Here is a 22,349-nt window from a genome sequence, read left to right as displayed (position 1 = left end):
GTTAAGTTGTAGCATGCATGTTGCAGTTGTTATATTAGTGTTTTTAAAAATCATTTAATAGCTGTGAGTATATATGATATATAGCATATTTTTCTATAATCTTAGAACATTAATTTATAAAATGTTATTTTTGATATGTTTTGATGTAATCATGATTACTCTTAATAACTCTCAAGCTAATTTGAATGATATGCCTATTGGGAATAGATCTAAAGATACCTTAATATCAGTATCCGATGATATACAAAGATTACCCACATTATCTCATCAAGTAAAAATACGTGATGAGATAATGACTATTATTTCATTAAAAAATTCTCCATTAATTTTTACCGCTTCTCCTGCAAGATCGTCGCAATCATTGTACGTAACTGATGTAGCTGATTATTTAAAAAATATTGCAGGGTTTACTGCTATTCGTAACGGAGGAGTTAATAATGAACCAGTTTTTCGTGGGATGTTTGGATCTCGGATACGTATTTTAATGGATAACGGCGAAATACTTGGTGCTTGTTTTTCTCATATGGATCCTATTAGTGCTTATATTTCTCCAGAAACTTTTGATATTTTGAATGTTATTAAAGGCCCACAGACGGTACTATGGGGTCCTGTAGCATCTGGAGCTACATTGCAATTCGAACGGTATCATCCTTGTTTTGATGAATCAAAAATTAAATTGCGCAGTAATGTAATGATTGGATCAAACAACAAAATAGATAAAAATATAGATAGTATTATAGGAAGTAAATACGGCTATCTTAGATTAATAGGTAATATTTCTCAGTCAGACGATTATTATGATGGCCATAAACATAGAGTATATTCTGCATGGTATAAATGGAACGCTGATGCAATTTTGTCTTTAAATGTAAGCGAAGATACACATTTAGAGATTAGTTTAGGGCAAGGTAATGGTAATGCAAAGTATGCTGTTAGATCTATGGATGGGTTATGTTTTGCTAGAGAAAGTTATGGAATGAAAGTAGAAACTACAGACATGATTAAAAAATTAGATAAAATTGAGTTTCAAGCTTGGCATAATTATGTAAGCCATACTATGGCTGATACTTTACCTAGTGTTATAAGATTATCTTTTAAAAAGTGTTGTGGTTTTAGTAATGATATCGAAAATAATGTTGATCGATTAATATGGGGTGTTCGAGGTATTGCGACAACACAATGGGACAACATTAAATGTTATAGTGGAGTAGATATGCAAGTTAATAAACACAGAGAACACGTAAAATCTCGTTTTAATTGGGATAAAGATATTGTGTCTCAAGATATTGGTATATTTACTGAATTAATTGCGAATTCATTATCAAGTAAAAGATTTGTTGGAGGTACGCGACTGGAATACAGTGTAGTTAATTTTAATAATTTTTCTAAGTACAAACGGTATAGTATTATATACCCTGCGGGATTTGTACGCTATGAGGATAATGTTAATCCGTTGTTATCGTATTATGTTGGTGTAGGAACAAGTTTTCGTTTTCCTGATTATTGGGAGTTATTTTCTAGTAGATTTAGTCAGAATATTAATAGCAGTATAGAAAATGTTTTAGAACTAAAACCTGAGAAGGTCGTTCAGATAGATATAGGAGCTAATTTTCAACATCTACAAACAAGTGGATGGATATCGTCTTATGCTGGATATGTTAAAGATTTTATTTTATGTAGTTATTATAATGATCATATATCATATGATGGTGGTATTAATCATACAGAAAACATTAATGCTAAGATATGTGGAACTGAAGTAGGATTAAATTATCAATTTAATGATTATTGGCGAACCGAAAGTAATGTGTCATGGTCTTGGGGCGCAAATGTAGATAATAATTGTTCTTTACCTAAAATTCCTCCATTGGAAGGTAGAGTAATATGTCAATGGATAAAAGGATGTTGCAGTGTTACTGCTGTGTGGAGATTTGTATTTCCACAATCTAATAATTTATTTCTTTCTCCAGCCTCTGTTACTTCCAAGAATATGTTATTGCATACGCGTGAAAATTATAATACTTCAGGATTTGGAACATTATCTACACATTTAGCGTGGACTAACTCTCGATTTTACAAATTGAGTATTGGCGTAGATAATTTGTTGAATCATCATTATAGGGAATATTTTAATTTGTATATACATAAACGGTTTGGATATCCTACCGGAACATTAATGTATGAACCAGGACGTATTTGGTGGGTTAAATTGGGGATAGCGCTATAAATAAAAAATGTAAAAAATCTTTTTTATATTGACAAAGTCAATGTGAGTCAATATTTAAAATTGATTAGTGTTTTATACATAAAAAATTATATTATTATTTTCTTGAATACGTATGTAAAAAATTTTTATTTACAGTGTTACTATTATCTGCTACGAAAAATAATTCTTCCTTTACTCAAATCATATGGTGTAAGTTCAACAGTTACTTTATCTCCTGTTAGTATTCGAATGTAATTTTTTCTTATTTTTCCAGAGATATGTGCTACAATGACGTGTCCGTTTTCTAGTTCTACACGAAACATTGTATTAGGTAAAGTGTCTAATACGACACCATGCATTTCGAAATTATCTTCTTTTGTCATTAGGTTCTCTATGAAATTAAATGATAATCTGAAATCTTATCATAAGATATTGGCTAATCAAGTGCTATACGCCAATTAACATTTTATATCTAAAAATTGTAAAAATAGTTATTCTTTATGTATCATCCTTGATAACGGTATTATTACTGTGGTTGTGTTATTATAATGACAGTATTTTACTGATAAATAAGAGTATGATACGATGTATTTTGTTTGTGATTAATAGGCGGTTGTGTGATGATTTTTATTTATTATGATTTTAAGTTGATCTTAATTGATAGTAGATAAGTATCGTTCAGCATCCATTGCAGCCATACAACCAGATCCGGCTGCGGTAATTGCTTGACGATAGCTGTGATCCATTACGTCTCCTGCAGCAAATATTCCTGGGATAGAAGTAGCTGTTGTGTTACCATTAGTACCAGACTGTACATGAATATATCCATTATTCAATATGAGTTGATCGCCGAATATAGAAGTGTTTGGATTATACCCAATAGCAATGAATACACCTTGAACAGTTATTGTGAGTTTTTTATCTTGTTGCATCATATTTGTTAAACGTAATCCAGTAACATTTGTACCATCACCCAGTATTTCTTCAACAACATGATTGAGGTGTAAAAAAATATTACCATTTTCCACTTTGTTCATAAGTCTGCTAATTAATATTTTTTCTGCTCTAAACTGACTACGACGATGAACAAGATGAATTTCATCGGCAATATTAGATAAATACAAACTTTCCTCTACTGCTGTATTGCCACCACCAATAACTGCAACAATTTGTTTTTTAAAAAAAAATCCATCACATGTAGCACATGAAGACACGCCTTTACCTCTATATTTTTCTTCAGAAGGAATGTTAAGGGCGCGAGCAGATCCTCCTGTACTTATGATTAAGGAATCACATGTATATTCATACATGTTTCCGCATAAATAAAAAGGATATTGCCTAAAATTTACTTTAATGATATGGTCAGGAATTATCTCGGTGTGTAAATGAATGGCATGTGCATTCATACGATTCATTAATATAGGTCCAGTAAGATTTTTAGGATCTCCAGGCCAATTTTCTATGTCTGTAGTAGTGTTTAGTTGCCCTCCTATTTCTAATCCAGTGATTAACACAGGATTTAAATTAGCTCGAGCCGCATAGATAGCTGCGGTATATCCAGCAGGACCTGTTCCCAATATAAGTAATTTGCAATGTTTTTTAATTATCGTCATGTGATGTACCTTATATAGTTCACTAATTTTATTTGATTGCTGCTTTACTTATATTGTATGCAGTACATTTACAACTCTTAAAATATCAAATTTTTTAAATTTTACGGCTAATAACAATATACCAACAATAATTCTGACATGTGGCTAGATAATTTTAATTTTTAAATAAGTTAAAAAGGCCATAAAAAACTATGTTTTTTCTTCACATAAAAACTTCTATAACTATCTGCAATGCATATACTATATAATACATTATAAGATGACATATATAATATGGCAAGTTTTTTGTAAAAAATTGAAAATACTTTTAATTTTTATTTAAGATATGAATGTTTGTTAAATATGCCGTATGTAGTGTTTAAATAATATAGCAAACTAATTATATTTTTTATAATTTGTATAAATTAGTATATTGTATATATATTTACTAAATATTAAATTTTTATACGAATTAAAAGATTATTTTTCTAAATTTAATAAAAATGTTAAATATATACAAATCACTATTAACATATATTGGCGACTTTTTAAGTAACAGAAGAGATATTTTGGTGATTAATTTTATATTTATTAGCGTAAGTGTAATTGTGTTATATTTAATTATAATATTAATCAGTTTTGATCCCTCAGATCCTGGATGGTTACAGACTATATGGGATGGGTCAATACATAACCTTGGAGGTATATTGGGAGCAAAACTTTCTGATTTTTTATTTTTTGTTTTTGGTGTTCCAGCTTATATGATCCCGTTGTTTATATTATTTTATATTTGGAAGGTGTATGCACAGGAGATTTGTGTTACTATTTTTGTGTTTTTCTTTAAATTAATAGGGATATTAATATTATTATGTGTGTGTTGTGGATTAACTAATTTGATTGTTGCTGATCTTTTTTATTTTTCTTCTGGAGGTATAGTAGGAAGTATAGTATGTGATTTTATTTTATCTTACAAAAAAATAACTTATCATATTGGTCTTATTTTGCTTTTTTTGATTGGAATCATTGATGTTAAAGTTTTTTTTAATCTATTTTTTAAGGTGATTACCAAAACTATTAAAAATCAATTATCTTTTTTTGCAGCTTATTTAAGAGTATTAGTTTGTTATGAAAAAAACTGTAGACAGGAATTTAATTATAGACAATTATGTATTAAGAAGCGTGTATGCCCATCAGTTTTTTCTTCTATACAAGAACCCAATTTTTTCAAAAAAAAACCGGTAAATCATTTATTAAATATACATATCATCCCTAATGTATCTGAAAATATTAATAGATCTATTAAACAATTTAATCCTGTTCTAAAAAACAATTTTTTCAAAAAAAGATATATTGCACTAATGAAAATATTTATCTCAAATTTCAATTTGATTGAGAATCTATTATCTTGCTTTAAATTACGTATAAATAAAGTAAGCCGCACGTACTATGTAAAAAAATATATAAATAGTATTTTTTTTGCGCGAAAAAGTTGTTCTGTAAGAATTAATAAATATAGCGATCAGGTTTTGAACAATTTTAAAATGTGTTCTATTGAAGAAAGAGAACAAAAAAATAATGTAGCATCGGTACAAAATTCAGATATGGTACATATTGATATAAAAAATAATCAGAACATAAAAAAACCTACGTTTGTTAATAAAGATACAATGCGACATATATCTTTGTTTGAATATACAGGAGCATCAATGGCACGGAGAAAATTATATCATGACAAACGAGTTTTTATGCTTCCAGATATAAATTTGTTAACTACATCTAAATCAGATAAAAATACGAATTTATTGGAATTAAAAAAAATTTCTCAATTGTTGGAATCCAAGTTAGCAGAGTATCATATTACAGCAAATGTAGCTAATATTATTCCTGGTCCAGTAATTACTCGATTTGAATTAAATTTATCACCAGGCGTAAAATCTTCAAGAGTTGTTAATTTATCACGTGACTTAGCACGTGTTTTATATACAGCTTCTGTTAGGGTCGTAGAGATAATTCCTGGCACTCCATATGTTGGTTTAGAAATACCTAATAAAAAGCGCAGTATAGTACATTTGGGGAATATAATAAGTTCAGAGCAATTTAGGAATACTAGCACTTTATTACCGTTAGTTTTGGGTACAGATATATCCGGACACCCTATGATCGTAGATTTGAAATCTATGCCCCATTTATTAGTTGCTGGAACTACTGGATCAGGTAAGTCTGTGGGAATTAATACTATGATTATTAGTATTTTATATAAGGCAATGCCAGAAGAAGTATGTTTTATTATGATTGATCCTAAAATTTTAGAGTTATCTATATATACAGGTATTCCTCATCTTTTAAAACAGGTTATTACTGATGCGAAAGAAGTTTATGAAGCATTACAATGGTGTATAAAAGAAATGGAGCGCCGTTATAAGCTGATGGCTATGATTGGTGTACGGAATTTAGAAAATTATAATAAACGTATAGAACAGTTTTATTCTAGTAAATATACTAAATATGACACTGTAAGCAAATTTATTAATGATAAGATAGCAACTTTTTCTGATGTTTTGGAAAAATTACCTTATATTGTGATTATTGTAGATGAATTTTCAGATTTGATAGCAATGACAAAAAAAGTAGAAGAGCTAGTGATTCGTCTAACACAAAAAGCTCGTGCCGCTGGAATTCATGTAATATTGGCGACACAAAGACCATCAGTAGATGTGATTACTGGATTGATTAAAGCAAATATTCCAGCACGTATAGCTTTTACCGTGTCGAGCAAAATAGATTCTCATACTATTCTTGGTCAGTCTGGAGCAGAATCATTGTTAGGTATAGGTGATATGTTGTATTTAGGGCCTGATTCTTCTATATCCACCCGAGTGCATGGTGCATTTATAGAAGATCAAGAAATATATGCGGTAGCCAATTTTTGGAAAAACCAAACGGCTGATTTATGATCTTTTAGTATACTAAAAGATCATATTATTATTATATATGTGGAATTGTTATATAAACGTAATCAACATACACATGTTATGCTGTATTATATTGTAATATATGTGGTGTATATTAATCGTGGGTATTTAATTAATTAAATATGATTAATCAAGTAATATATGCTGTTTTTTTAAGTATTATTATCATGATGCCAGCAATATCTGATGATACATCTGTTATTACATTGCGAAATCGTCTTAAAAAAATAAATGATTTTTATGCACGGTTTACTCAAAAAGTTATTAGTGCTAACAATGACATATTGTTAGAGGCTTATGGAGAACTATGGGTAAAGCGCCCTAATCTATTTCATTGGCATATGATATCTCCTGAAGAAAATTTTTTAATTTCTGACGGAAAAACACTTTGGTTTTATATTCCTTTTATTAAACAAGTTACTGCGTATTGGTTACAGAATTTTTCTGATAATATTTTTTTTATGTTATTTTCTGATAACAACGCGTATAAATGGGATAATTATAATGTCATTCAGCAAGGAGAATTTTTTTATTTAATACCGATACGTGATAATTGTAATTTACAAGAATTTAGAGTTAAAATAACTGACTGTGGTACAATTGAACAGTTTAGTGTGTTTGAAAAAAAAGACCAATATGTAGATTATTATTTGTTAGATCAAAATAATAATACAATTGATATAAAAAAATTTTATTTTGATGTTTCTAAAGATATTCAATTAGACGAGCAAAGAGAATAATATGTATTAATTAATAAATTAATATTTTGTTCAATAATTCTAAAATTATTATTTTTTATATAAAGATTGACAGTGTATGCGATACGTATAAGTAGAATCTTATTCTTAAGTTAATAAAAATTTGGCGTGTTTTACATATTAAGATTATGCAAAAAAATTTGTGATTTACTTTTAGTAATCAGTTAAACATTATCAATTTATAATAAAAATTATATAAAATTTATGATCTAGCGCATTTATAGTAATAGAGTTTGTTTAGTGATATATATTTATATGTACAAGGTTTTATTTAAAACCTTAATCGTGCGTGGTTATTCTGTATATTATGTTATTAATAGGCGATATAAGTTACGCCACTACTCAACGTGGTGGCGTAAAATTTTTATATGTTGATGTATTTATTATTTAATGAATATGTAGTAAAAGAATCTGAATTATTTATAAGTAAAAATATGTATCGTTTTATATTTAATTTATGTCTTTATTTAAAAGAAATTACATTTTTCTTATAAGAAAGGATAATTTTTTAAATAAAGAATACTAATTGTTATCATGGTGCGTAGCGTATATGTAAAAATTGATAAATAAATTATTTTTTATTAAAGATAGTGTCATTTTATATACGCAGAGTAAATAAGTAGATGATTTTTATCGTAGTAATTAAAAATAAACTATTGGATATTTTTATATCTGATGAAATAAATAGTGTGGGTTAAATATGCTGGATCCTAATTTATTGCGTAGTAATCTTGATGTAGTTATCAAAAAACTTGCTCGCAGAAAATTTATATTTGATACTGACAAATTTTGTCAACAAGAGAGTTTGCGTAAAATTTTGCAGAAAAAAACTGAAAGTTTACAGACTGAACGTAAAGTTAAGGCTAAAATTATAGGCATAGCCAAGATGCGTGGAGAGGATGTAGAATTTTTATGTCAAGAAGCATATGTTTTAGGAAAAAAATTAACTTCACTTAAATTAGAAAATAAAACATTACAAAAAATAATTAGACAGTATGAATTGTCTTTACCAAATATTCCAGATGATCAAGTACCTTATGGATTTAGTGATCAAGATAATTTAGAAATAATGCGGTGGGGAGAACCAGGGCAATATAATTTTCCATTACAAGATCATATGAAATTGGGTGTGTCAACTAATGGTTTGAGTTTTTCTGACGCAACGAAGTTAACTGGGTCGCGTTTTGTTGTAATGAAAGGACAAATAGCACATTTACACCGTGCTTTATCTCAATTTATGATAGATCTACATACTAAATCCCATGGGTATGAGGAGTATTACTTGCCATATATAGTAAATGAAATGTCTTTATATGGTTCAGGTCAATTACCAAAATTTTATGAAGATTTATTTCACATTCAGCATGTAGGATCTGAAACTAATTCTTATACCTTAATACCTACTGCTGAGGTACCGTTAATAAATTTAGTTCGTGACGTAATTCTTGATGAAAAAGAATTACCAATTAAGATGATTGCTCATACTCCATGTTTTCGTTCTGAAGCCGGCTCATATGGTCATAATACTCGTGGGTTAATTAGAATGCATCAATTTGATAAAGTTGAATTAGTGCAGATAGTTCATCCAGATAAATCTATGCAGATATTAGAAGAAATAACTGGTCATGCAGAACAAGTCTTACAATTACTTAAGTTACCATATAGAAAAATGTTGTTATGTACGGGGAATATTGGATTTTCTTCTTGTAAAACATATGATTTAGAAGTATGGCTTCCAGCATGCAATACTTATTGCGAAATTTCTTCTTGTTCGAATGTTGGAGATTTTCAAGCACGTCGTATAAGAGCACGCTATCGGGGACAGACTCATAGAAAAACGAAATTTTTGCATACTTTAAACGCTTCTGGAGTAGCAGTAGGTAGGGCATTAGCGGCAGTGCTTGAAAATTATCAATTAGAAGATGGACGTATAGCGATTCCTTCAGTATTGTATCCGTATATGAATGGGATAACACACATTAATTAAATGGACTTTTGCTTTATTTATAAAACTATTTTTAAAAAATTTTATGTTTTGTTGTTTTTATTAAAACTTGGGAAATTATATGTATATATTGTTTGTTATTGGTAATTAGGTGATTTAGGTATAATAGTAATTAAATATATGCATTATGTTTATGTGTTATATAGATATAAAGTGTAATTAACTATTTATAATGGAAATATTTTTGATATTGTTTGTTATGATAGTTTATTGTGAAGAATATTATTTTGTTAATTTAAGTATTTCTGATAACTCATTATATGAATAAAATATTTAATTTTAGTGCAGGTCCATCGACGTTACCAGAACAAGTCTTAAGACAAGTTAAAAAAGAATTATATAATTGGGACAACATGGGTGTATCTGTGATGGAAATCAGTCATCGTAGCACAGAATTTTTACAATTAATGCAAAACGCAAAACAAGATATATGTGATCTTCTCAACATTCCAGAAACTTATGAAGTGCTGTTTTGTCATGGCGGAGCTCGAGCTCAATTTTCAGCGATTCCTATGAATTTATTGAAAACATCTTCAGACAACGTTGATTATATAAATACTGGGTATTGGGCACACAGTGCAGCGATAGAAGCAAAAAAATACTGTGATCCACGTATAATTAATGTGTCTAATAAAAAAAATGGATTATATAATATTCAGTCTATATCTAAATGGGATATTTCTACAAATAGTATTTATGTACATTATTGTCCTAATGAAACTATTGATGGTACAGCTATATACGAAACTCCAAATTTTTCTGATAAAATAGTAATAGCAGATTGTTCTTCAACTCTATTATCGCGTCCGATTAATATAAGTCGTTTTGGTATAATTTATGCTGCGGCTCAAAAGAACATTGGTATAGCCGGTTTAACGGTAGTGATTATTAGAAAAGATTTATTGCAAATTCCTCATCGAAAAAAAATTCCTTCTATTTTGAATTATAAAATTTTAGCGGATAATTATTCAATGTTTAACACACCTGTGACTATGTCTTGGTACATTGCTAGTTTAATATTTAAATGGTTAAAGAAGCAAGGAGGATTAAAAAAAATTAATGAACGTAATCAAGAAAAATCAGATTTCTTATACAATGCTATTGATTCTAGTGATTTTTATTACAATAATGTTAATTTATCTAATCGTTCCTGTATGAATGTCCCTTTTTTTTTGAAAAATAATAATTTAAATGATCTTTTTTTAAAAGAGTCAACATGTTTTGGATTACGTGGGCTACAAGGACATAGAATAGTTGGAGGTATGAGAGCATCATTATATAACGCCATGACATTAGAAGGTGTACAAAAATTAGTTGAATTTATGAAATTATTTTCTGAAAAATATAGTTAAATTAGATGTATAGAGATGTTTTGCACAAATGCATCATGTGTTTAATATAATTGGTGTACATGCTTGTTATCAAACGATAAACGAACTATTAATTTTTTAAATTAAATCTAATTTTGTATAAATAAAAGTTGGTTAAATGTGAATAATTTTATTAAATTAGCTCCTATCAAGAAAATACAGGGAAGTGTTTATCTTCCTGGTTCCAAGAGTATATCAAATCGAGCGTTATTGTTGGCAGCTCAATCTATAGGTACTACTAAATTAATTAATTTATTGGATAGTGATGATGTACGTTGTATGTTAGATGCGTTACGTGAGCTAGGGGTAATGTATCGTCTGTCAAGTGATAGAAAAAATTGTGAGATTAATGGTATTGGTGGCGCGCTGCAAGCAAAAAGCAATAATCAATTAGTTTTATCTTTGGGTAATGCTGGAACTGCTATGAGACCTCTTATTGCAGCATTGTCTGTAAAGCCACAGAATGTTATTCTTACTGGTCATCCTCGTATGAAAGATAGGCCTATTTTGCATTTAGTAGAGGCTTTAAGACAAGGAGGAGCATATATTGATTATATGGAACGAGATAATTATCCTCCCGTGCGTTTATGTGGAGGATATTATGGAGGCGAAATTTCTATTCAAGGAAATATTTCTAGTCAATTTTTATCATCTATTCTTATGATGGCTCCATTGGCTCCTCAAGATACTTATCTTAAGGTAAAAGGCGAATTAGTATCCAGACCTTATATTGATATTACTTTGTCTCTTATTAAAAATTTCGGGATCAATATAGAGCATGATGAGAATTATCGTATTTTTTATTGTAAAGGAAATACAGTATATCGATCACCTGGAAACTATTTAGTGGAAGGAGATGCTTCGAGCGCTTCTTATTTTTTGGCAGCTTCAGCTATCAGAGGAGGGACTGTTCGAGTTATAGGTGTTGGGAAACATAGTAAACAGGGAGATATTTATTTTGCTAATATATTAGAAAGGATGGGAGCAAGGATTTCGTGGAACGATAATTATATCGAATGCACTCGTGGATCTGATCTTAATGCCGTTGATTTAGATGTTAATGATATTCCTGATGCAGCGATGACTCTTGCTACTACCGCATTATTTGTTAGTAACGGTCCTACAATATTACGTAATATTTATAATTGGAGAATTAAAGAAAGTGATCGACTGACTGCGATGGCTACTGAATTGAGGAAAATAGGGGCAAAAGTAGTGGAAGGTTATGATTATTTAAAAATCACTCCTCCAATTAAAATAAAATCGGCTTATATTAATACTTACAACGATCATCGCATAGCGATGTGTTTTTCTTTAGCAGCATTATCAGATGTTCCTATAGTAATTCATGATCCTCAATGTACATATAAAACTTTTCCTAATTTTTTTATGCAATTATCTAGTATAAGTATATTGCGGTAATGTTTTATATGGTGTACGGGTGTATATATAAAAATATTTTATGTATATTAGGATTTATGATTATTAAGTTTTATTAAAATATATGAAATGCAATTTCATTATGATAAATATTTTTTGCTATAAGGAGATCGTATGTGAACAACATGTTTCCGGTTATTACTATTGATGGTCCAAGTGGAGTAGGTAAAGGAACTTTATCTAGAAGGTTAGCAAAAATTCTTAGATGGAATTTATTAGATTCAGGAGTTATTTATCGAATTTTAGCGTTAGTGGCTTTAGAAAATAAAATTGATATTAATCATGAAGAAAAAATAGCAGTGCTTATTGATACTATACAAATAGCTTTTATAAATAATAAAAATAGATTTGTAATATTATTTAATGGCAAGGAAGTTAAAAAAAATATTTTTACAGAAAATATAGGAAATTATGCATCTAAAATTGCTACTTTTTCCCAAGTACGTAAGAATTTGTTAACATATCAACGTACATTTTGTCAGTATCCGGGTCTTGTTGCTGATGGACGTGATATGGGCACAGTAGTTTTTCCGAACGCAGAATTAAAAATTTTTCTTTATGCTTCTTTTAAGGAAAGAAAGAGTCGTAGGTTGCATCAGTTGCATAAAAAAAGTTTTAATGTTAATTTTAGAAACTTACTATCACAAATAAGAGAACGAGACGAACGTGACTATAACCGAAAATTAGCACCGTTGATTCCCGCGATTGGTTCATTGATGTTAGATTCAACTCATTTATCTGCAGAAGAAGTAAAAGCTAAAGTACTTATGTATATTAGAGAGAGTCTAGTATTATCATCAACAGTGCTATATAATACTACTCATAATCAAGGATAGTGATGAGATATTTGTTATAACGTCATCAAGAATGGATACATGATGGATGTTAATTAAAAGTTGAAGATTATAAAGATGACAGAATCATTTGCTCAGCTATTTGAAGAATCTTTAAAAAAAATAGAAACTTGTCCTGGATCTATTGTTCGTGGGGTTGTAGTTTCTATTTCTAAAGATATTGTGTTAGTCGATGCAGGATTAAAATCAGAATCTGCTATTCCTATCGAGCAATTTTATAATTCTCAAGGAGAATTAGAAGTTTCAGTGGGTGATTATGTTGATGTTACATTGGATGCGGTAGAAGATGGATTTGGAGAGACTGTGTTGTCTCGTGAAAAAGCTAAACGTTATGAATCTTGGTTATTATTAGAACAGGCATATCAAGAAATGACTACCGTTACGGGAATTATTAACGGTAAAGTAAAAGGAGGGTTCACTGTTGAAGTAAACGGGGTGCGCGCTTTTCTTCCTGGTTCTTTAGTAGATGTGAAACCGATACGTGATGCTTCATTTTTGGAAGGACAAGAGTTTGAATTTAAAGTAATTAAATTAGATCATAAACGTAATAATGTTGTAGTATCTCGTCGCGCTGTGATTGAATCTGAAAATAGTGTTGAACGTGATCAATTGTTAAACAAATTACGTGAAGGAATAGAACTTAAAGGGATAGTTAAAAATTTAACTGATTATGGTGCTTTTATCGATCTAGGAGGAGTAGATGGATTGTTACATATTACTGACATGGCATGGAAACGTGTTAAACATCCTAGCGATATAGTAAATGTTGGAGATGAAATTATTGTCAAGGTATTAAAATTTGATCGAGAACGGATTCGTGTGTCTTTAGGCCTGAAGCAATTGAGTGCAGATCCATGGACAGCAATTATTAAACGTTATCAAGAAGGAAATAAATTAATAGGAAAAGTGACGAATTTAACTGATTATGGGTGTTTTATTGAAATTGAGGGTGGAATAGAAGGATTGGTGCATGTATCTGAAATGGATTGGACTAATAAAAACATTCATCCTTCTAAGGTAGTAACGATAGGGGAATCTGTTGAAGTGATGGTGTTAAACATTGATGAGGAGCGTCGAAGAATTTCTTTAGGATTAAAACAATGTAAAGTTAATCCATGGCAGAAGTTTTCAGATACCTATAACAGAGGTGATCGAGTTATGGGGAGAATAAAATCGATTACTGATTTTGGAATTTTTATAGGATTAGAAGGAGGTATTGATGGTTTAGTGCATCTTTCTGATATTTCTTGGTATTTATCAAATGAAGAAGCTGTAAATAAGTATAAAAAAGGTGATGAAATAATGGCTGTGGTCCTACAAGTAGATGCTGAACGGGAACGCATTTCTTTAGGTGTTAAGCAATTAACAGAAGATCCTTTAAATACCTATTTGGTTGTTCATAAAAAAGGGAGCATAGTATCTGGAAGAATAATTTCTATAGATGAAAAGGGGATAACTGTAACATTGGGTGATAATTCTGTAATTGGATATTTATGTGTGACTGATGCATCACATAACAAGTCTGTTGATAAAAGAATGTATGCTACATTACATGTAGGAAATGATATACAAGCAATATTAGATGGAGTAGACCGAAAAAATAGGGTTGTTACTTTATCTGAATATCATATACATGATTTAAATAAACAACCAGAAGTAAATATTGTTGGGCATCATAGAAAAGAGAAAGATAAAGATTTTTCTAATGTTATGGTAGAGGCATTTAAAGCAGCAACTAAAAGTGAATAATTATTATATTGTGAGTATTTTTTCGTATATATGTTAATTTATTAGTTTACTTACATAAAGGAAGATATCAGTAAATAATAAATATAAAAAACAAGTGAAAATTGTAGTTATATATATGAAATATTTTACGTATACATTTTATATATGATTATAATAAGAATATTCAATAGGAAGTAATAAATATGTATAGATATGGTAGTGTTTATATTTTAATATGGTGTATTTTATAAGAGTTTATATTGGAGATATTTGATAAATTTTAAACTGTGTTATATCTATCTGTGTTTATCTTAAGTAAGATTTACTTGTATGTTTTAGTATATAATGAACTCTGGTTTCAGGGACATAAATGTCGCAGTACAATAAAAATTATTCTTCTACTTGGCAAACTTTTCGTCGTCTCTGGCCAATAATTTTTCCTTTTAGGGTAGGGTTAGTTGTTGCGACTATTACTTTAATTTTAAACGCAACAAGTGATGCTTTAATGTTAGCCTTATTAAAACCTTTACTTGATGATGGATTTGGAAGAGCTAATAGAGATGTATTTGTATGGATGCCACTAGCTTTAGTTGGATTAATGGGTATTCGTGGGTTTAGTGGGTTTGCGTCTACTTATTGCATATCCTGGGTATCTGGAAAAGTAGTAATGCAGATGAGACGTGCATTGTTTAAGCATATCATGAATATGCCGGTTTCGTTTTTTGTCAAACAATCTACCGGTACGTTGGTATCTAGAATTACTTATGATTCTGATCAAGTGGCTTCTTCTTCTTCTGGAGCTTTAATCACTGTTATTCGAGAAGGGGCATCTATTATTGGTTTATGCATCATGATGTTTTATTATAGTTGGCAATTATCATTAGTGTTGGTATTAATTGCTCCAATAGTGTCTGTCACTATTAAAATCGTTTCTTATAGATTTAGAGCAATCAGTAAAAAAATGCAGAGCGCTATGGGTCAGTTAACTAGCAGCGCTGAACAAATGCTTAAAGGACATAAAGAAGTATTAGTATTTGGAGGACAACACACGGAAAAAGATAGATTTAATCATGTAAGTAATTGCATGAGACAGCAAAGTATGAAGATGGTACAAACTTCATCTATTTTTGATCCATTGATCCAATTTGTTGCATCATTAGCATTAGCGTGTGTACTGTATGCAGCTAGCATTCCAAGTGTTATGGAAATGCTTACTGCTGGAACTATTACTGTTATTTTTTCATCTATGATAGTTTTGATGAAGCCATTGAAGTCTTTGACTAATGTTAGCGCTCAATTCCAACGTGGAATGGCCGCTTGTCAAACTTTATTTTCTATCCTGGATTTAGAAACAGAAAAAGATCAAGGAACACTTAATATTAAACGAGTAAAGGGACATATTGTTTTTGACAATGTTACTTTTTTTTATCCTGATAAAAGCACTCCATCGCTTTATAACATTAATTTTACTATTGAAGCAGGGAAAACTGTTGCTTTGGTGGGGCGGTCTGGTTCTGGAAAATCTACTATCGTAAATTTGTTAACTCGTTTTTATGATATAGACAAAGGACGTATATTGCTCGATGGTTTTAACTTAAATGATTATAAACTCTCTTCTTTACGTAATCAAGTAGCTATAGTATCTCAACATGTTCATTTATTTAATGATACTATCGCTAATAATATAGCATATGCACGTAAGAATGTTTATTCTAGAGAATCCATTGAAACTGCAGCTCGTATGGCATGTGCTATGGATTTTATTTCTAAAATGAAAAATGGATTGGACACTATCGTAGGCGAAAATGGTATTTTGTTATCCAGCGGACAACGTCAACGTATTGCTATTGCACGTGCTTTATTAAGAGATTGTCCGATTTTAATTTTTGATGAAGCTACTTCTGCTTTAGATTCAGCATCAGAGTATGTTATTCATAAATCACTCGATACGTTAAAAAAAAATAGAACATCATTGGTTATAGCACATCGCTTATCTACTATTGAAAACGCAGATGAAATATTGGTGATTGAAAATGGTTATATTATAGAACGTGGTGTACATAAAGTTTTAATACGTCACCAAGGGATTTATGCTCAATTATATAGATTACAATTTTCTTAATGTTTGCTTGTATTTGGTTTAGGTCATCATTGTGTTATTTATTTTTGTTACCATTTTCTTGGTTATATGGGTTAGTAAGTACGCTTAATCGTATTAGTTATCAGTATGGATGGCGTAAAGTATATAGATTTTCGGTGCCAATAGTAATTATAGGAAATGTAACAATTGGAGGAAATGGGAAAACACCAATGGTATTATGGTTAGTGGAACAGTTGCAACAGCGTGGTTGGCAGGTTGGAGTTGTTTCACGGGGCTATAAAGGTAAATCGAAGCATTACCCAGTTGTTATTAATATGAATACTCACAGTAATGAATGTGGTGATGAGCCTATGCTGATTTGGAAGCGTACTGGGGTTTTAGTAGCGGTTTCTCCGAAACGTGCTGATGCAGTTTCTGCGTTATTACAAATACAAGAATTAGATATCATAATAAGTGATGATGGACTGCAACATTATGCGCTCTTCAGAGATATAGAATGGGTAGTAGTTAATAGTTTATTTCGATTTGGAAATGGTTGTTGGTTACCAGCGGGTCCTATGCGTGAGCGAATGAACAGACTGCATACAGTACAAGCAATTATTGCAAACGGATCCAAAGAAGATATGCGTTCTGGAGAGATACTAATGCAATTATATCCTAGTATTGTAATAAATATGTTAACAGGAGAAAGTAGACCTCTTAATTTTTTGAACAATGTTGTGGCTATAGCAGGAATCGGATATCCTACACAGTTTTTTGGTACTTTACAAAATTATGGCATTACTCCTGTTAGAACAATTTCATTTTCTGATCATCAGATATATTATGAAAAAATGTTAACGTCTTTGACTAAAAAAGATGAAATATTATTAATGACTGAAAAAGATGCAGTTAAATGCTTAGATTTTGCTCATAATAACTGGTGGTATGTACGTATGGAGGTTAAAATAAATAAAATAGATACAGACAATTTATTATGTACGGTAGAGGATAAGATTAGGTACTATAAAGATTTTAATTCCAACATATAGAGTGGCCTGTGGTGATATTTGTCAATGACATAGTCACTCTATATGTTGGAATTAAACAAATATATTACATATTGAGGATATAAATGTGTTTGTGTATATGGTGATATAAATTATTGTAATGGTAATGAGTTATTTTTTATTTTTAAAATAAATGTATGCAATAAAGGTATATAAAACGCGTGAAAAATTAATATTTGGTAGCATCAATATAATATTATGAAGAGATATTGCTTATTAAGCATAATTGTGTGCCCTATATGCTATTCAAAATTATATTTTGATTTAGAACAAAAAGAGTTGATTTGTAACGTTGATAACCTAGCTTTTCCGATGCGAAAAGGCATTCCAGTTCTTTTAAAAAAAGATGCTCGTAATATTATGTCACAAAAGGATTAAAAATGAATTTTGTAGTCATTATACCTGTCCGATTTTTTTCGACACGTTTTCCAGGAAAAGCATTGGCAGATATTCACGGAAAACCTATGATTGTTCGTGTTATGGAAAAAGCTTTAGATTCTGGTGCTGATAAAGTAATTGTCGCTACTGATAGTGTTCGTATAGCGCAAGCAGTCGAATCAGAACAATCTGAAGGAGAAGTATATTTGACGCGTTCTGATCATCAGTCAGGAACTGAACGTCTTGCAGAAGTAGCTGTTAATTATAAATTTCCAGACAATCAAATTATCGTGCATCTTCAAGGTGATGAGCCTTTAATTTCCCCTATTATGATTCGTCAAGTTGCTAATACTTTAGATTCGGTTAGACTGACTACTGGTATGGCTACTTTAGCAACATCGTTGAATTCTTTAGAAGAGGCATGTGATGATAATGTTGTTAAAGTTGTCATAAATATGAACAACAATGCTCTTTATTTTTCTCGTTCTATGATTCCATGGAATCGAGGATACTTTGATAATCATCCAGATAGTAGGCCATCTAGAGTTTTATTGCGTCATATCGGTATTTATTCATATCAAGTTAATTTTTTGTATCATTATATTAAATGGACTAAAAGCCCATTGGAGCAGCTGGAGCAGTTAGAGCAGCTTAGAGTACTATGGCATGGAGAAACAATATATGTATCCGTAACTGATAACGTGTTTAATATTAGTGTAGATACCCCAGAATCATTGAGACGTGTTAACATGTTATTTGGAAATGAGATGAAATAAACTTTCTTATAATTAGCAACAATATTATATTTAATAATCATATAATAAGATATATTTTAAATTATTTTTAAATGAAATAAGTAAGATTTTAGATATTTTATTTATTATTTTTATTTTCACATTATTACTAATGTCTTAGTTGGTCAGTAAATACTATTAATAATAGTAAATATAAAGACGCATATTTTTAATGTGGGTATTAGATTCTATGAAATGTATGAGTAATTTTTATTAGTTGTAATGTAAAAATATTAGATGTTATATAGTACTGTATTATTAAGAATCATTAATGTGTTCATTTATGTTAATATGGGGTATAAAAACACCATCATGCAGCAAAAATTACGTTTAGTAGTAGGAATATCAGGTGCATCTGGAGGTATTTATGGAATTCGCGCGTTAACAATTTTAAAACAATGTAATCTAAATGTAGAATCTCATCTTATTGTTACTCGAAATGCATTGATTACATTACAGCAAGAACTACAGATGAACAAACAAGCTATATATGAATTAGCAGATGTTGTTCATTTTCCGCAAGATATGGGAGCGTCAGTTGCTAGCGGATCGTATCCAACTTTAGGTATGTTAATTGCCCCATGTTCTATCAAGACTATGTCAGAAATTAGTTCGGGAATGACGTCATCACTAATTGGTCGTGTTGCAGATGTAACATTAAAAGAAAAACGTAGATTAGTATTAATGATTAGGGAAACTCCATTGCATTTGGGACATTTGCGTACAATGGTTAAATTAACAGAATTTGGGGCAGTAATTATGCCACCTGTTCCTGCGTATTATGTACATCCAAAAACTATAGATGATATTGTTGGCTACACTGTGACAAGAGCTCTAAATCTATTTGGAATTGATACCAATATTTCTTCTATTTGGTTAGGGATCAAACATTAAAATCATGATAACTTTCCGATTATATTGAATTAAATATTATCGATATATGAATAAACAGAAGTTGATAATATTTATACGATACTGATAATTCAGGTTTAAAATTTTTAAAAAATAAAATTAGTTCAATAATTTATAAAGCATCAATTTTAATTTTTGGTATTAAAGCTATCATCACTGTCGTCTGTTGTATCACCATCTTCGCTAATAGATGACGAAGATTGGTTAAGATTTAATTTAAAAAATATTTTCGCCATATCACTGTTAGGGAAGTTAGTTTTTTTGCGTTCTGATATGACATTTTCAAGTTTAGTTATATGTTCTGTAGTACCTATTGAAGAAAATTTAGATTTTTTGTGTATTGATAAGCGCTGTGATAAATCATTATTTGCATTAAATTCAATATCAGAATATTCTGGAAAAGTATTATCATGTGTTATGTGATATTCATCGTTTCTTGAGAAATAAGTTTGGTCTTCCTTGTTCAAAGGAATTGAGTAAGACGAAGATGATAACAATGTAGTATTTGGCGTGGAAGATGCCATCGCTGCAGTTGTTGGTTGTTTTTCTGAAAACAGAACAGGAATTGGAGGGGGAGGGGGCGCTGGAAATACAAAATCATTTTGTATCTCATTTAGATTTTTAGGTTTTTCTGTTGTAGTATCATTTTTTATAATGAGATTGGGAATTGATGTATTGTCTTTAAAATTATGATGATTTTCTTTGTTCATTAACGAATGTTTTATTGTATTCTCTGTAACATTGATTCCGGAATCATTATTATCAGTAATAGCAGAGATATTATTTTGTTGTGTATTAGATGGTTTTTTATGTGAAAAATTTTTTACTAGAATGTGTATATTTTGTTTTTTTTGTTTCTGATCATTTTGGGTTGTATCAGTAATATATGAAATAAAAATGTTGTCTTCTTTAGTGATAGGATGATTAGGTAAATAAAGCGCATAGGTATTATTTGTTATTGGAATAATATTACCTCCTTGATTTTGTAATAAATTAAAATTCCATTGCGCAGATTTATCATTATGATCGTTAGTTTCAATTATTTTAATTTCCCCGGGATAGCCTGTTATTTGTTGAGCATATGACCATGATTTTTCATTACTGTGACTAGTAAGAAGCATGCAATTATTGTATTGAATTACAGTAGGTATAAATGGTTGTATTATGGTATCAAGATATTTCGATAGGGATGTATTATTTTTATTCGTATACTGTATTTGTTCTGAAATAGGAGTACCAAATTGGTAGTCAATTAATATTTGACAAATAGTATTATAATATTTTTTATTCATAAAAACGTTATTTATATTAAAACCTAATATTGGAATGGGTTTATAATTTAGATCTAATGATAAACAATTTTCATTATTTTTTGTATTAAAAATTTTTTCATATTTTTTATCATAAAAAAGTCGTTCTAATTTTATTTTTCCAGTAAATTCTAAAAAATATGGAAATTTAATTTGAACATGCATTTGATAACCACTGTTTGGGTTTTTTATATCATATTGTTGTAATGATTTTTTAGAAGTAAAAATATTGTCTAAATTATAGTAATTACTTAGCATGAATGATGTATTACGCAGCCAGTATTCTACACCGAAATTAATTGAGCATGGTTGGTTGCTTTGATTAGAAATAGGGCAATGATATAAGGTATTGCATCCAATGGCATGTTTGTTGTTATATAGCCGTCTTTTACCTCCTCCAAAATTTAAAATCTGTTTTGATAAAAGATTATGTACTCCTAATTGCATAAAGGATAGATTTTCTTGATATATATTATGTTGCACTCGAAATGAATGAAATACGTTTATTGAATCATTTTGTAATTGTATTTTGGATCTATAGACAGAAGAAAACGGAGATTTATAGTTATAATGACTGCGAACATTTGGTTTATGAATTGTATAGGGATAAATGTTCAGAGTGTTATGTTTATGATCATCATACGTATATAATTTCATTTTTTGTTGATATGAATCAATTTGAAATATACTGTCGCTGATATTAAATTTAGTACGGTTTTTGAGTATGTCACACCAAGCGATTTCATTATATATAAGCGCTTGTAATATTACTCCCAGGATAATAAAAATAAACATTTTTAAATTTTAATATTAATTTGGTGTATTTATATACATAAATAATGTATTTTGTATGTTAATTTTAATTTTATTATTTTAAATA

15 protein-coding genes and 2 pseudogenes are annotated in these 22,349 nt (G+C 29.7%); 14 read left to right on the top strand and 3 right to left on the bottom strand.

Features of this window, described 5'->3' with window-relative positions:
* The first annotated feature begins 73 nt into the window (after positions 1–73).
* Positions 74–2,227 carry a TonB-dependent receptor domain-containing protein gene (locus tag M9400_RS02765; protein WP_250232328.1) on the top strand — a complete coding sequence of 718 codons (2,154 nt, stop codon included), beginning with the start codon at positions 74–76 and terminating at the stop codon, positions 2,225–2,227.
* A gap of 143 nt (positions 2,228–2,370) precedes the next feature.
* On the opposite strand, the gene infA is transcribed toward M9400_RS02765, so the two are convergent.
* Positions 2,371–2,589, bottom strand: a complete 219-nt coding sequence (gene infA, locus M9400_RS02760; RefSeq protein ID WP_250232327.1) for a translation initiation factor IF-1 — start codon at positions 2,587–2,589, stop codon at positions 2,371–2,373.
* A 270-nt stretch (positions 2,590–2,859) separates the two neighbouring features.
* Positions 2,860–3,819 carry a thioredoxin-disulfide reductase gene (trxB, locus tag M9400_RS02755; RefSeq protein WP_250232326.1) on the bottom strand — a complete coding sequence of 320 codons (960 nt, stop codon included), beginning with the start codon at positions 3,817–3,819 and terminating at the stop codon, positions 2,860–2,862.
* 482 nt (positions 3,820–4,301) lie between these two features.
* Between trxB and M9400_RS03295 the strand changes: the two are divergent.
* The 13 genes and pseudogenes from M9400_RS03295 to M9400_RS02695 form a co-directional block, all read left to right on the top strand.
* Positions 4,302–4,784: pseudogene (locus tag M9400_RS03295) on the top strand (DNA translocase FtsK 4TM domain-containing protein); the annotation flags it as partial.
* Positions 4,785–5,546: 762 nt separating this feature from the next.
* Positions 5,547–6,731: pseudogene (locus tag M9400_RS03290) on the top strand (DNA translocase FtsK); the annotation flags it as partial.
* Between the two features lie 161 nt (positions 6,732–6,892).
* Positions 6,893–7,510, top strand: a complete 618-nt coding sequence (gene lolA, locus M9400_RS02745) for an outer membrane lipoprotein periplasmic chaperone LolA (RefSeq protein WP_250232324.1) — start codon at positions 6,893–6,895, stop codon at positions 7,508–7,510.
* Between the two features lie 718 nt (positions 7,511–8,228).
* Positions 8,229–9,515 carry a serine--tRNA ligase gene (gene serS, locus M9400_RS02740; protein ID WP_250232323.1) on the top strand — a complete coding sequence of 429 codons (1,287 nt, stop codon included), beginning with the start codon at positions 8,229–8,231 and terminating at the stop codon, positions 9,513–9,515.
* Positions 9,516–9,793: 278 nt separating this feature from the next.
* Positions 9,794–10,885, top strand: coding sequence for a 3-phosphoserine/phosphohydroxythreonine transaminase (gene serC / locus M9400_RS02735; protein ID WP_250232322.1), 1,092 nt, complete (start codon positions 9,794–9,796; stop codon positions 10,883–10,885).
* A 138-nt stretch (positions 10,886–11,023) separates the two neighbouring features.
* Positions 11,024–12,325, top strand: coding sequence for a 3-phosphoshikimate 1-carboxyvinyltransferase (gene aroA, locus M9400_RS02730; protein ID WP_250232321.1), 1,302 nt, complete (start codon positions 11,024–11,026; stop codon positions 12,323–12,325).
* A gap of 143 nt (positions 12,326–12,468) precedes the next feature.
* On the top strand, positions 12,469–13,179 hold the full coding sequence (gene cmk, locus M9400_RS02725; RefSeq protein WP_250244197.1) for a (d)CMP kinase: 711 nt from the start codon (positions 12,469–12,471) through the stop codon (positions 13,177–13,179).
* Positions 13,180–13,254: 75 nt separating this feature from the next.
* Complete coding sequence (gene rpsA, locus M9400_RS02720) at positions 13,255–14,946, top strand: 30S ribosomal protein S1 (protein WP_250232319.1); 1,692 nt, start codon at positions 13,255–13,257, stop codon at positions 14,944–14,946.
* 349 nt (positions 14,947–15,295) lie between these two features.
* Positions 15,296–17,047, top strand: coding sequence for a lipid A ABC transporter ATP-binding protein/permease MsbA (msbA, locus tag M9400_RS02715; RefSeq protein WP_250232318.1), 1,752 nt, complete (start codon positions 15,296–15,298; stop codon positions 17,045–17,047).
* Positions 17,047–18,057, top strand: coding sequence for a tetraacyldisaccharide 4'-kinase (gene lpxK / locus M9400_RS02710; protein WP_250232317.1), 1,011 nt, complete (start codon positions 17,047–17,049; stop codon positions 18,055–18,057). Before msbA ends, lpxK begins: the two co-directional genes overlap by 1 nt.
* 216 nt (positions 18,058–18,273) lie before the next feature.
* Positions 18,274–18,453, top strand: coding sequence for a Trm112 family protein (locus M9400_RS02705; protein WP_250232316.1), 180 nt, complete (start codon positions 18,274–18,276; stop codon positions 18,451–18,453).
* Between the two features lie 2 nt (positions 18,454–18,455).
* Complete coding sequence (gene kdsB / locus M9400_RS02700) at positions 18,456–19,229, top strand: 3-deoxy-manno-octulosonate cytidylyltransferase (RefSeq protein ID WP_250232315.1); 774 nt, start codon at positions 18,456–18,458, stop codon at positions 19,227–19,229.
* 330 nt (positions 19,230–19,559) lie between these two features.
* The gene (locus M9400_RS02695; protein WP_250232314.1) at positions 19,560–20,141 is read left to right on the top strand and encodes a UbiX family flavin prenyltransferase; all 582 of its coding nucleotides are present in this window, start codon (positions 19,560–19,562) and stop codon (positions 20,139–20,141) included.
* Positions 20,142–20,287: 146 nt separating this feature from the next.
* Here M9400_RS02695 and M9400_RS02690 read toward each other — a convergent pair whose 3' ends face one another.
* Complete coding sequence (locus tag M9400_RS02690) at positions 20,288–22,264, bottom strand: inverse autotransporter beta domain-containing protein (RefSeq protein ID WP_250232313.1); 1,977 nt, start codon at positions 22,262–22,264, stop codon at positions 20,288–20,290.
* Positions 22,265–22,349: the final 85 nt, after the last annotated feature.

The sequence above is a fragment of the Blochmannia endosymbiont of Camponotus sp. genome (assembly GCF_023586085.1).
Lineage (GTDB): Bacteria > Pseudomonadota > Gammaproteobacteria > Enterobacterales > Enterobacteriaceae > Blochmanniella.
This window is presented reverse-complemented; position numbering and strand designations above follow the sequence as displayed.